Source organism: Vibrio sp. JCM 18905 (genome assembly GCF_055393305.1).
In genome coordinates, this window is the sequence record NZ_AP043878.1 from 1,718,104 (window position 1) to 1,731,719 (window position 13,616).

General features: G+C 43.7%; 10 protein-coding genes. 6 read left to right on the top strand and 4 right to left on the bottom strand.

Features of this window, described 5'->3' with window-relative positions; all coding sequences use genetic code 11:
- Positions 1-11: 11 nt before the first annotated feature.
- Positions 12-1,970 (bottom strand): diguanylate cyclase domain-containing protein, encoded by a 1,959-nt coding sequence (locus ACZ5ZC_RS07540; RefSeq protein ID WP_464931567.1) that lies wholly within the window; start codon positions 1,968-1,970, stop codon positions 12-14.
- A 319-nt stretch (positions 1,971-2,289) separates the two neighbouring features.
- On the opposite strand from ACZ5ZC_RS07540, the gene ACZ5ZC_RS07545 reads away from it, so the two are divergent.
- Genes ACZ5ZC_RS07545 through ACZ5ZC_RS07555 form a run of 3 tightly spaced genes read left to right on the top strand, consistent with a single transcriptional unit; the run spans position 2,290 to position 4,660 of the window.
- A complete protein-coding gene (locus ACZ5ZC_RS07545) occupies positions 2,290-3,045 on the top strand; it encodes a 5-oxoprolinase subunit PxpA (protein ID WP_330942972.1) in 756 nt (251 codons plus the stop codon).
- Complete coding sequence (locus ACZ5ZC_RS07550; RefSeq protein WP_134645663.1) at positions 3,045-3,728, top strand: 5-oxoprolinase subunit B family protein; 684 nt, start codon at positions 3,045-3,047, stop codon at positions 3,726-3,728. The genes ACZ5ZC_RS07545 and ACZ5ZC_RS07550 overlap by 1 nt, the downstream gene beginning before the upstream one ends.
- Entirely contained in the window at positions 3,725-4,660 is a 936-nt protein-coding gene (locus ACZ5ZC_RS07555; RefSeq protein ID WP_046876110.1) for a 5-oxoprolinase subunit C family protein, read from the top strand. Before ACZ5ZC_RS07550 ends, ACZ5ZC_RS07555 begins: the two co-directional genes overlap by 4 nt.
- Positions 4,661-4,687: 27 nt before the next feature.
- On the opposite strand, the gene ACZ5ZC_RS07560 is transcribed toward ACZ5ZC_RS07555, so the two are convergent.
- The 3 genes from ACZ5ZC_RS07560 to ACZ5ZC_RS07570 all read right to left on the bottom strand — a co-directional run bounded on the left by ACZ5ZC_RS07560 (position 4,688) and on the right by ACZ5ZC_RS07570 (position 9,629).
- Positions 4,688-6,127, bottom strand: a complete 1,440-nt coding sequence (locus tag ACZ5ZC_RS07560) for an FAD-dependent oxidoreductase (protein WP_464931568.1) — start codon at positions 6,125-6,127, stop codon at positions 4,688-4,690.
- Positions 6,128-6,480: 353 nt separating this feature from the next.
- Positions 6,481-8,937: an ABC transporter permease gene (locus ACZ5ZC_RS07565; RefSeq protein ID WP_464931569.1), complete on the bottom strand. Its 2,457-nt coding sequence runs from the start codon at positions 8,935-8,937 to the stop codon at positions 6,481-6,483.
- On the bottom strand, positions 8,937-9,629 hold the full coding sequence (locus tag ACZ5ZC_RS07570) for an ABC transporter ATP-binding protein (protein ID WP_005395482.1): 693 nt from the start codon (positions 9,627-9,629) through the stop codon (positions 8,937-8,939). Before ACZ5ZC_RS07570 ends, ACZ5ZC_RS07565 begins: the two co-directional genes overlap by 1 nt.
- On the opposite strand from ACZ5ZC_RS07570, the gene tesA reads away from it, so the two are divergent.
- The 3 genes from tesA to ACZ5ZC_RS07585 all read left to right on the top strand — a co-directional run bounded on the left by tesA (position 9,628) and on the right by ACZ5ZC_RS07585 (position 13,603).
- Positions 9,628-10,230 carry a multifunctional acyl-CoA thioesterase I/protease I/lysophospholipase L1 gene (gene tesA, locus ACZ5ZC_RS07575; protein WP_005395483.1) on the top strand — a complete coding sequence of 201 codons (603 nt, stop codon included), beginning with the start codon at positions 9,628-9,630 and terminating at the stop codon, positions 10,228-10,230. The two genes, ACZ5ZC_RS07570 and tesA, sit on opposite strands and share 2 nt — an antisense overlap.
- Before the next feature lie 82 nt (positions 10,231-10,312).
- The gene (gene fabV, locus ACZ5ZC_RS07580; RefSeq protein ID WP_048625035.1) at positions 10,313-11,512 is read left to right on the top strand and encodes an enoyl-ACP reductase FabV; all 1,200 of its coding nucleotides are present in this window, start codon (positions 10,313-10,315) and stop codon (positions 11,510-11,512) included.
- A 180-nt stretch (positions 11,513-11,692) separates the two neighbouring features.
- Complete coding sequence (locus ACZ5ZC_RS07585) at positions 11,693-13,603, top strand: bifunctional diguanylate cyclase/phosphodiesterase (RefSeq protein ID WP_053808423.1); 1,911 nt, start codon at positions 11,693-11,695, stop codon at positions 13,601-13,603.
- The last annotated feature ends 13 nt before the right edge of the window (positions 13,604-13,616 follow it).

Genomic DNA, 13,616 nt, shown 5'->3' on the forward strand with positions numbered 1-13,616 from the left:
GACGTTACGATTTAAACTGTCTCCTGCAATTCGCATCCCATTAATATTGCTTGGCCTTTTCCGGCTTTTTTAGCTTGATACATTGCAGTATCTGCACTTTTTAACACTCGAGTGGCATCTCGCTCATTAACACCGACCAATTTTACGCCGATGCTAACGCCAACCTTGAGCGAGTTACCTTTGTACTCGATTGGTGTGCATACGCTTTCGAGCAGTTGTTCTGCAATTCGGGTGACGACTTTTTGGTTGGCAGGATTAACCAACATGACAAATTCATCACCCGAAAGTCTTGCGATTAAATCACTATGTCGAGTCGCAGATGTTAGACGCTCGGCTACTTTTTTCAGAACTTCATCACCTGCGTCATGGCCATAGGTATCATTAACCTCTTTAAAACCATCGAGATCGAGGTAAAGCACCGCAAATTCGTCACGTAAGTATCCCGACCGTTGTACTAATTCTTCCAACTCTAAATGGAACTTGGAGCGATTCGCTAACCCCGTTAGTGCATCGTGATGAGCTAAGTACTCAAGTCGTTCCATCTCTTTTGCACCAGAAAGATCGGTAAGAACAATGACTAGGTCGTAGAACCCATTGTCTTCACACTTAACGATACGATTAACCCTTGCAAACATCGGCACAAACTGGCCAAGATGGTTCTGTTCAATAACTTCCCCTTGCCATACCCCGTAGTTTTCTATCGATTCAATGATGCTAGGCATCATTTCCTGCAACTTGCGCCACTTAAGTGTTTGGATAAATGACTTCCCAATAAGCTGATCCATCTCTAGTCCAACTAACTTAGTGACCGCAGGGTTAGCCATTGTGATAACACCTCGATGATTAAGAACGATGAGGCCATCTTGGCTGCTCTCAAAAACACGCCCCGCAACACGCTGCCTGCTCATGGCCTCTTCAATTTCGGTGATATCTTGAATCGAAAACAATAAGTGTCCATGTGTGGACAAACGACGACTGGTTAAACTCAACTGCTGTTCGTTGTCTGCATTTTTGAGGTGAATATCATCGCATTCTAACCCCCTACTTAGGATTTGGCTCAGCTCATTCGGTGTTTTCGTTTTAATTAGATCACGGATATTGGCATACTCAAGTTCCTCTGATTTTTTTTGAAATATCTGCCGAGTCGCAGTATTACAGTAAATAACACGCCCGAAGTTGTCGGTAATAACTAATGCATGTTGAACAGATTCAATGACTTCTTCTGAAAATGCCCGCTTTTGTTCTAACACTTCTAATGAATGTTGCCGCTGTTTCTCGCGTGTTGTTAACTTGTTCATCATTTGATTGAAGGAATGTGCGAGTTCTCCAATTTCATCCTTGGAGTAATAGCGAACTTGAGTATCCGTATTTTGTCCGTGTGTCACACTCTCTATCGTATGACTCAGTTCTATGACAGGTTTGAGAACAAGCCTATCGATACTTATGTAAAAGATAGTGCCACCAGCGAACAGCAACAGAAGAAGTACAGTACCATCTTGAAGTAAAGATTGTTGGGCTTCTATGATTGGACGATGGGAAAGCGTAACCCTCATACTGCCAATGACACGACCATCGTGAATAATCGGTTCTAGAACATAAAGAAATTTGGCTGATAAGGCATAACCTAGCGCGTGTAACTTGCTTCTTTCAGTTTGATTAGGGACGGGAGCTGATACCCCACCTCCTTCAAGAACAACGAAAGGTTGATCATCTTGGTCGTAAAGTTTGACCCGCGTAACATTCGGCTGGTTTAAAAAGTTGATGAGAGTAGTTTGAGCTTTTTGCTTGTTCTTTGTCGTTAGCGCATCTTTAATTGAGAAAGAAACATTGTTAATCAACTTTCTCGTTTGTTCGACCAACTCATGCTTAGACGATTGGTATGCAGTATACGAGGTATAACCTTTTGAGATAACAAAGATAGCCGTTATAAAGACCAAAATTGGCCAAATAAGCTTTGCTCGTAATGACATATGTATTCCTGTCGCAGACAACCACTAAAAATGACAGAAGCGTTGTTATGCAATCCATTACCCATTAAGGGCGACAAGATTAACACGATGCCAATGCAAAATAACCTTAAATTCTCAAAAATTGGATGGAAAAGGAACGAAATACCTTAAAATTCGGATCAACTCAAATAACGGCAACATCTTTATGGACTAAAGTGATCTTTTTCGTCAGCCATCAGATCATAAACCTCGCTTTCATGATAGAAGAATGAAGTGAGTCACTGAACCTAGATGCATTTTCCTGCATCGTGAACCCATTGCTTGTGTAGAAATAAAACGTATGACATTGAATAAACAGCAACTTACATTGAACTGTGACATGGGTGAGAGCTTTGGCTCTTGGATTATGGGGGCAGACGAAGATGTTATGCCTCATGTTGATATGGCAAACATCGCGTGCGGTTTTCATGCTTCCGATCCTAATGTCATGCACGACACTATCACTCTCGCCAACGACAACGATGTTGATATTGGAGCACACCCGGGCTACGCCGACCTCCAAGGCTTTGGCAGGCGCAGTATAAACATGACGGGTGATGAAATTACTAACATGGTTATATACCAAGTAGGCGCTTTACAGGCACTTTGTCAGGCTCAATACACAGATATCAGCTATATAAAGCCTCATGGCGCGTTATACAACGACATGATGAAAAGTGATGCGATATTTAGAGCAGTCGTAAAGGCGGCAGCTTTATTCAAAGTGCCGTTAATGATTTTAGCGTCACAGGAAAACGAAAAATACTTAGAAATCGCAGATGACTATGACGTTCCCTTGCTGTTTGAAGCATTTGCAGACCGCTTGTATCAAGATGACGGATTACTTACACCTAGGACACAGCCTGATGCCGTGTTAAAGAATGAGCATGCGATACTTGAGCAAGTCCGTACGTTAGCAGACTCTGGGCGTGTCAAAACCGCTTCTGGCGGCTACATTTTACTGGAAGCCGATACGATTTGTGTTCATGGTGACAATGAAGAGTCGATCGCGCTGATCCAAAAGATCCGTCAAAGCCTATACGCGGGAGGAAATTAATGCATAAAGAGAAATTTAGTATCTCTTTGATCTCTGAGTGCAGTATTTTCATTAAGTTTGACGAGAATATCTCTGAAAATGCGGTCGGAGAACTTGCTCGAAACATCAAAGACACTCTAGCGTCAATCATTATGAACGTAGTCCCATCCTATCAAACCATCCTGATTGATTACTTGCCTTTTCGAATCAATGAAAAAGATTTAGTGCATAAACTGCATCAAATGATCCGTCAGTTTGATACTCAATCGCTCAGCCTTGTTCAACCTAATCACATCACTATTCCCGTATACTACTCCGAAGAAACCGCGCTAGATTTGTCCCGCTTTCAAGATCGTGGACTATCATTAGACGCGCTCATTTCTTTACATACTCAGGCCGAGTATGCGGTTTCAGCGATTGGTTTTGCTCCAGGTTTTGCATTCCTCTCCGATGTCGATACTCAATTACATATGCCAAGGTTAGCTACACCAAGAACGCGAGTACCAGCCGGAAGCGTGGGAATCGCAGACTCTAAAACGGCCGTCTATCCATCAGATAGTCCTGGCGGATGGAACATTATCGGTAGAAGCCCGCTTCCCCTTTTCTCTGATACGCCACCTTTTATACCGTTTGAAGTAGGTGACAAGGTCACGTTTAATGCCATTTCCAAACAAAAGTTTATCGAGTTAGGAGGTGTTCTATGAGTTACGCTGGATTGCTGGTGGAAAAGTCAGGGCCACTTTCTTTGATTCAAGACTTTGGTCGTTTTGGCTTAGCGCATATTGGCGTGACTCAAGGTGGCCCCGTAGATGATTACGCCTACAGTTGGGCAAACCATTTACTTGGGAACGTAGTCAATTGTGCAGCGATTGAAATTACTTTGGGTAACGCTTGCTTTGTCGCACTACATAACTGCCATCTTGCAATATGTGGTGGTGATTTGAATGCAAAAGTAGATGGTGAGCCTATCTCAAATTGGTCTGACTTTACGTTGAAGAAGGGGCAGAAGCTGCAGTTCGGAGTCGCAAAAAATGGACTTCGATCCTATCTTGCGGTTAAAGGTGGATTCGATATTGCTCAGCACTTAGGAAGTGCCTCTACAGTCACGAGAGAATCTCTTGGTGGTTATGACTCAAATGGTGGCGCTTTAAAAGCAGGCGATATTCTTCCCTTTTTTCCTCATAACTTACCGAAACACAAACCAAGGCTGATGACATTTCGCTTTAAGCCGGATTACAACTTACCCATTAAGCTGAGAGTGATTGAAGGCTATCAAAATGAGGACTTTGATGAAGACGCTCGCCAAGCCTTTTATAGCAACGCATTTACCATATCCCCTGATTCAAATCGTATGGGCTATCGTCTTGAAGGAAACAAAATCAAACCGCCTTACGAAGGCGTACTGTCGGAAGGAATTGCGCTAGGATCGATTCAAGTTCCTAACGATGGTAATCCCATTGTGTTGCTCAACGATCACCAAACCATCGGAGGCTATCCTAAGTTTGGCTGTGTAGCACGTATTGACCTGCCAAGGTTGGCACAGGCGAAACCCGGGCAAAAAGTGAATTTTGTGAAAGGAGATAGACAAGGCTTGCAAGAAGTATGGTGCCAATGGGCTCAGTTTTTTGGATATTAATACAACCTCTGAGCCCATACGTAACTATTATGCCGGCATCCCATAACGCTCTGCTAACGCTTGCGGATAGTCTCGCTCTTGCGTGAGTTTAATCGCGTACTGCTCAATTTCTTGCTCAGACCAATGCACAGCGACTGGATGTTGTGATTCCACGTTTTGGTTAGGTTCGATATCAAACCAGAACTGAAGCATTTTTTGCGCTGCGAGTAGTGTTGATGACGCTTTTACCACTTCTATTCGTGCGTAATGGTTGTCTTCAAAGGTCACATCGGCTGCCCTGAGTACCGGATCCGTTCCAGGAATTTGCTGGGCACCAAACAGGGCTTTTCCCCCTTTGATAGCAGAATGATAGTCGGGAATGAACTGCGCCATGTGTTTAATAGCATTATTGGTTCGTTCTTCTAAGACTTCTTCTCGCCAACCGTTACGTATCTTTGAGAGTAAAGGTACTGGCAGTTCAGGCTGAGCAGAAGACGGCGTACTCTCAACTAAGCCATCTTCAAATAGCGTAATTCCTTTCGTCATGCCGTGAAGCTGAAAATAACCATCACCATAGGGGGTCAGTTGAGCCATTCCTTTATCAGTTCCACGCGGTCCATGGAAAATAACTTCTGGCCACAGTTGTTGACAGTCTGCCCACTTGGTTACGTAAGCGGCTTTAAACTCAACTAACCTATCACGCTTGGCACCGATGGTATTGTCAATGGATCCTGTTTCAAAACCACATGCATTGACCAAGTAGTCACATGTCATAAGATAATCAATGCCATCTCGTTCGTAACCAAGTTGCCAGTGATTACCCATCCAGTCCGCTTGTTTGAGCGTTGCTTGTGTGCATACTGAGGCATTTGGCAGAGCGTTCAACGTTAAGTTGGCAATTGCGGCAAGGCGAAAAACACTCCAGCCATATTCCTGAACCGCCACAACTGGGTACTTTAGCGCTTCTAGATCAGCATGTTGAGCAAAAGGAATACACCACTCATCAAAGGTTGCAGGGTGACTTGGTTGAGTGCGTTGTGCGAGTGCTTCTAGAGCCTCTTTTGAATATAATTTGTAGTATTCACTTGGTTCACCAAGCACTTTGTTACTTTCATCTTTATCAACGAGCGTTTGATAAGTATTTTTCACCACCTCTAGTCGAGGAATAAGTGCGGATGGGTCTCCACCATCTGAATGAGGGACTGCAATGATCGTCGGGCGAATATTCAGTGAAAGCGGATATAGGCGAACGGTATCAATGGATTGTGCTAACAAATCTAAACATTGTTGCTCAGAAATCTCTCGATATAAGTTGCCACCTGCATGTAAATGGCAAATGGGCGGACCATTTACCAGTGATACGCCCTTCTCTATTACGGAAACTTTAAAACCCAGCTCCGCAAAATGAATTGCTGCTGTTGCACCTGCGACACCGCCACCAACAACAGCGATGTGCTTATCTTTGTAATTTGGAAACTCAGACTTCATTGCTTCACTAAAAATTTTATAAGGAAAATTCTTTACTAACGGTGGATTCTACTCGTGTTTGGGCTTGATTAAAATCACAAAAAGTTCATGGGTTTGCGAAATATCCAACTGCGCCTTTATGGTGCGTTAAAGTAGAAAAAAATTGCAAAAAAAGTACTTGACGACATGGTTAGGAAGACACTTTTTTGTGCCTATGTGAATAACAATTTCACTGTAAGACCCATGGCGCAAAGCCTGCAGAAACACCCCACTTTTTACCCCATTTAGTTATCCCAAAAGTTATCCACTGTTTTTGTGGATAACTAAAATAAAAGTGTCATGGAGTGTTCCACATTTAATAACATTTGCAGTGATTAAGTGTTTACTGGCGTTAACAATCTTTTCAACAAACTCATTACGACAAGTGCCAACGTAACAAATGTTGCCAGTGGTAAAGCTATCCACAATTCGGGGTGAATTTGTGCGTTCAGATCGAAGCCATATGTCATTACCGCGGCCACACAAACTTCCGCAGCGAATACCGCGACACCGCTAGCTATCAACGCCATAATGCCGTATTCGGCCCACAGAGTTGTATTGATCCGTTTTTTACTTGAACCTAATGTGCGATACAAACGGATCTCCTGTTGACGTTGGGATAAGCTTAATCTCAATAGCGTAAAGATAAGTAGCAACCCCGCAACCACGCCTAAAAGAGCAAGAATAGTGATTGCCGATACGATTTGTTGAATCAAGTCCTGGATTTTTTCGCCCATGGTACGAATATCTAAAACAGATACTGTTGGGTGAGATCGAGACATAGACGTTAATAGTGCTTCGTTCCCTTCATCAATTCTATAACTGATGAGGTAAGAACCCGGTAGATTAGCCATAACGTCGGATGAGAAAATAAAGTAAAAGTTAGGCTTCATATCACGCCATTCAACATAACGAATGGTATCTACTACCGCATCGTAGTTCTGGCTATTAATAACAAAGCGCAGTTTGTCACCAAGTTCGATGCCCAAGTCATTTGCTACATCGGCTTCTACGGAGACACTCCCCTTATTTGTCCATTCACCCGCAAGCACATCATTATACTCTGGCAGGCTGTCTCCCCACGTAAGGTTCAATTCACGACGTATTGCGTCAGAGCCTTCTCCTTCATATTCAATCTCTTTGACGTTTTGACCATTAATCTCTGTCAATCGACCACGAATAATTGGATAAGCTTGTGACCGTGTAACCCCATTTTTATCTAAGGTTTCTAGGTAGCTATCGAGTTCGTAATCACCAATATTTAATGCGAAGACATTTGGCGCGTCTGCAGGTAAGGTTCTCTCCCAATCCGCGAGAATATCGCTGCGCACAAGCCAGATAATAGATAGCAGCATCAAAGACAACGCCAAAGCACCAAACTGCAGGCCACTAGTTACTGGCGTGCGGTTGATACGACTCAACGCAAGCTTCATGGCAGGTTGTGTTGAAATACGCGCAAACAATTTTGTGAGTGCGACGCTCACTGCAGCAAGCACAACAAACAGTACTGCAATACCCATAAGAACAATCCAAACTAAGGTATTATCAGCATAAAGCAAAAGTAATGGAACAACGGGGACTAGAACGAGCAACATTCGCTTCCAAGAACGTTGTGCTTTGCCCTGCTGTAGCACTTCTAAGGCTGGAGTTTTAATCAAACCCAACAATGGTATGCCAAGGGCAGGAACGGTGATCAGGACCGCTGAGATAAACGACACTAGATATGGAGTGACGCCGTAACTAGGTAGTGGCTCTGGTAATAAGTCTTTGAGTGGAATGCGCAATAAGTACTCCAGCCCACTCCCCAACAATAACCCAACGACACTGGCGCTAATGAGCAGGATTGTGACTTGAATAAACAGCCATTTTTCAATCCATCGTCGACTTGCGCCAAGGCTTTTTAGCATCGCAATGGTTTGTGTTCGACTATTCACGTAGTTTTGGCAAGTAAGAACCAATGTTGTCGCCGCCATAATGATGACAATCGCTACGGTCAACGACAGATACTGCGTCGTACGTTCAAAAACCTCATTGCTACGACTGGCAGTATCTTGCGTGCGCCAGCGATCACTAGGAGAAAGAACCGTATCTTCTTGCAGGCCTTTTAGCGTTTTATCATCGGCTTGTAGAAACAGACGGTATTGAACTCGACTCCCGACTTGAATCGCTCCCGTTTTCTCAACGTCTTTTTGATGGATGTATGCAGAAGGCATTTGTTGAAATGGGTTAAAGCTTAACCCAGGTTCCATCAGCACTGCACCTGAAACCGTAAAATCGGCATCGCCTATAGTGACGCTGTCACCCGACTTGACGTCTAGTTGAGCCATAATCCGCTCATCAAGCCATAGTTGGTTCTCTTTAACGCGACCGGATGGGTTGTTGTCTAGTACCAGTTCTCCCATTAAAGGGTAATTGTCGTCCACTGCCCTTACGGAAATCAACTGCATACCATTGTCGCTAAATGCCATCGTGGCAAATCGTGTCATCGTCGAACGTTCTAGGTTTTCAGTCGAGGATAACAACGTGTCAGGTATAGGATTAGCAGACACAAACACCGCATCCGCTGTCAATGCATCCTTCCCCTGCTTGACGATCACCTGCTCCATTCGCTCCGCTAATGCAGAAAGCGCAAAGATGCTCGCAATCACAAGAATAAGAGCGACGCTAATAGGCCAAAGGTTCCCCTGTCTTATTTCGCCGAAACTCCAACGTATTAGGCTTTTGTTTGACGAGTGTTTTATTGCACTGCTTCTTTCTGTCGATGTTGCTTCGCTTGATGATACTGCAGACATTACACCTCCTCCTTAAGCTCACCCGCCTCCATACGATAAATACGGTCACATCGACTTGCTAGATGACCATCGTGTGTAACTAATATCAGCGTTGTTCCATGCTGCTCATTAAGATCGAATAGCAGCTCAATCACTTTGTCTGCGGTTTGATGGTCAAGATTGCCGGTAGGCTCGTCTGCGAACAACAGTTCAGGCTGTGTCATAAAGGCACGTGCTAGCGCGACACGTTGTTGTTCACCACCAGATAATTGACTTGGAAGATGATCGACACGTTTTTCCAATCCAACAGCGGTTAATAATTCGGCGGCTCTTGCTTCATCTTCGGCTTCACCACGTAAAAGACAAGGAAGCGTGACATTGCGTAATGCACTCAAGCTCGGGATTAATAAGAAACTTTGGAAAACAAAACCTAGAGAGTCAGCGCGAATTTTTGCGCGAGCTTCATCGTCAAGTTTTGATAACTCATGACCTAACAAGGTAATTTCACCTGATGTTGGTGTATCAAGGCCAGCTAACAACGTCATCAACGTTGACTTACCCGCACCGGAAGTACCGACGATGGCGATTTTTTCTCCTTTCCTGATGTCAACATTTACATCTTTGAGGATTGTTAATTGCTCTTGATTAGTAGAGACTTGTTTAGAAACCAAATTGGCTTGAACAATAGGTGCATTAAGTACAGGTGTTTGCATGATTCGTATACTTTCCTTAGTTCTATTTTTTTGTTTTTCCGCTACTGCACATGCGAGCGAAAAGCTACTTGTCTTAGGTGATAGCCTGAGCGCGGGCTATCAGATGCCGATCGAAAAGAGTTGGCCTAGCTTACTCCCTGATGCGTTGTCAGAACATGGTCAAGATGTAACAGTTATTAATGCCAGCATTTCTGGCGATACCACAGGCAACGGCTTAGCTCGATTACCACAGCTGCTAACCCAGCACAGCCCTGATATGGTGCTCATTGAGTTAGGTGCCAACGATGGCCTAAGAGGTTTCCCTCCTAAACTTATTACGTCGAATCTCTCAAAAATGATTACCATGATAAAAGATTCAGGTGCGGACGTTGTCATGATGCAAATTCGAGTGCCACCTAATTATGGTAAGCGCTATAGCGATATGTTTTACGATATCTACCCTAAGCTTGCACAACATCAACAAGTTACCTTGATGCCATTCTTCTTAGAGCATGTGGTCATCAAACCCGAGTGGATGATGGATGATGGCCTTCACCCAAAGCCTGATGCACAGCCTTGGATTGCTGACTTTGTTGCTCAAGAATTAATTAAACATCTCTAATTTTAATGGTCTAGCTCAATAAGTTTTACTTAACTTTACGTTAATCTATTTTCAATTCCACTCATCGAGGATAGATAACAACATGCGAATAGACCCTTTAATTCAAGGTGTTGTTGCTCGCTCTGCTCACCCACACGGGTGTCATGCATCCATTAAAGAGCAAATTGAATACGTAAAACACGCCCCGCAGATCAAAAGCGGTCCAAAACGGGTTTTGATTATTGGTGCTTCCTCTGGTTTCGGGTTAGCGGCTCGTATTGCCCTCACCTTCGGAGGTGCTAAAGCTGATACCATTGGTGTCTCCTTCGAGCGCGGGCCTTCAGATAAAGGCGTTGGAAGTGCGGGTTGGTATAACAACATCTTTTTTAAACAAGAAGCAAATCACGCGGGGCGTACCGCCATCAATATTGTTGGTGACGCATTCTCTGACTCTGTCCGCAATCAAGTGATTGAAGCCATTGAAACGTACTTTGAAGGTGAAGTTGATTTAGTCATCTATAGCTTAGCGACGGGTGTTCGACCTAAACCAGAGTCTGATGAGTTTTGGCGCAGCGTCATTAAGCCTATTGGTGAGCCTGTTACTGGCGCTTCAATTATGCTGGAAAACGATCAGTGGGTAGAAACCATTTTAACTCCCGCAACAGAGGAAGAGGCCGAAGCCACTATCAAAGTGATGGGCGGTGAAGACTGGGAAAGCTGGATTGATACACTGATTAATAACGACTCGATTGCACAAGGCTGCAAAACCATCGCGTTTTCTTACATGGGACCAGACGTTACGCACCCTATCTATCTCGATGGTACGTTAGGTCGAGCGAAAATAGATTTACACCAAACCAGTCACTCGTTGAATCTAAAACTTGCCAACTTTGACGGCGGTGCTTACGCAACAGTGTGTAAGGCGTTGGTGACGAAAGCCAGTGTGTTCATTCCTGCGCTAAGTCCCTACCTATTAGCACTTTATCGAGTGATGAAGGAAAAAGGTACTCACGAACGTTGTATTGAACAAATGCAGCGACTGTTTACCACTAAATTGTACGATCAAGATAAAGTGCCTGTTGACGGCGAACGCTTAATCCGGATAGACGACTTAGAACTTGACCCGCAAGTACAACAAGAAGTCCATGCTCTTTTAGAACAAATGAACGCCAATAACTTTAAAGAGATTGGTGATTACCAAGGCTTTAAAGATGAATTTATGAAGCTAAATGGCTTTAACTTTGAAGACGTCGACTATTCGCAAGACATTTCTATTGAGTCGCTAAAATCGCTTAAACCTTAATGCTTGTTATCTGTTTCAAGTATGAGATATGTGATAACTATTCCTAGTCCTGAACACTTTTCAGGACTTTTTTTTGTTTCAAGCCCCAGCCACCCTATACTTAATTAAAAACCGAGAACAAGATAGAGCAGTCTACATTTTAAATTCACAGGAAGTGAAACCACGTAAAGGATGACCTATATGGGGAGATTGCAAACATTAGATTATGAAATCCCTGAGTCTATGCAAAAAAGCTGGCAGGAAATCGTCAACTTACTGGCTCAAATCACGCACGTACCCACCACATTAATCATGCGTATCCACCCAGATCGTATAGAAGTCAACACATCCAGTGAAACTCAAGGTAACCCCTATCGTACCGGCGATGCTGAACTACTCGGCAACGGTTTATATTGTGAGCATGTCATTGAGCATAAGAGCGAACTCATGGTTCCTAATGCGCTCGAGGATGAAGAATGGTGCAATAACCCTGACATCAAACTAGGCATGATATCTTATTGCGGTTTACCGTTATTCTGGCCAAATGGAGAGACGTTTGGAACCATCTGCATGCTTGATTCCAAGAAGAATGAATACAGCGACACTTACCGCCAATTGCTCGGAACTTTCAAAGACTCAATCGAAGCGCAGCTCTCCGTCGTGTATCAGCAACACAAACTCCAGCGTCTTAATAATGAACTCAAAAATCGAGTTGAGAACCGTACTACGGACCTAGCGCAGTTGAGTTACTCCCTAACAAAAGAGATTGATCGTCGTAAGGCCGCAGAAAAACAAGTGAGCTACCAAAAAACACACGATCAGGGAACCGGATTCTTAAACCGCGCAGCACTGGAAAGTGTTGTCGGAGAGACACTCGGAACGTTGGATCATAGCCAGCAATCACTGCTCGTGATAAACATTGGCTTTAGTAATGCTCGCAGTATCCAAACCCGTTATGGCTTTGAGGCCTTTGACGAGATATTAAAAGAATTTCGGTATCGCCTTGGTAAACGAGAATCGAGTTATTTTGTTACCGGGAGGCCGAGCTCGAATGACCTTGTATTGCTCATTTGGGGCAACGATATTGATATGAAATTGCGTAAGCTACTGGATGATATCACCAATATTGGCTTGGGAAGCTTTTATATAAAAGACACAGAGGTTCACCTCAACTCTTATATTGGTGTTGTACAAGCCCACCAAACCAGCAATGCCAAACAACTTCTTCAAAATGCATGCTATGCCATGCTGCTGTGTAAAGAGTCTGGCGAAGCGTATAGTTATTTTTGTGAAAGTCATTCGAATGAGCTAAACAACCACAATCAATTGGAAAGCTACTTGTTGCAAGCGGTAAGAAATGACGACCTGATGCTATACTTTCAGCCCAAAGTTCATCCCCATACTCACAAATGGATTGGCGCAGAAGCATTGCTGCGCTGGAGACACCCAATACTGGGCGACGTCTCTAACGAAGCATTAATACATATGGCCGAACAAAATGGGCTTATTTTTGAAGTTGGCTCTTTTGTTCTTCGTACCGCGATAGACAAAGCTAAACAGTGGTCGGAGTTAATTGATAATTTCAAAATTGCCGTTAACGTCTCTCCAATTCAATTACAAAACGTGAACTTTGCGGAGCAAGTGCAACACCTACTCGAATCCTTCCATTTACCAGCACATTTTCTCGAACTCGAGGTGACGGAGAGCGCTTTAATTGCCGATGAAATCGTAGCACGCACAACGCTAAACAAATTGCACGAACTAGGCGTGACGTTGTCACTGGATGACTTTGGTACTGGGTACGCCTCTTTCAGCTATTTGAAGAAATACCCATTTGATGCCATCAAGATTGATAAGAGCTTTGTCCAGCAAATGGAAAAGTCGGACGATGATCGTGCGATCATTTGCTCTATCATACACATAGCTAAAAAACTGGACCTCCAAGTGGTTATTGAGGGCATTGAATCCCCCCAACAAGAGCAGTTTCTTATTGGTGAGGGTTGTGATATTGGGCAAGGCTTTCTCTATGGTAAACCGATGCCTTGTAATGAATTTGAGCAAAGTTTGTTTAATCAGCGTCTTTCAGGCGGACAATACGCCTACTCTTCCTAAGCATTCTCTTTAC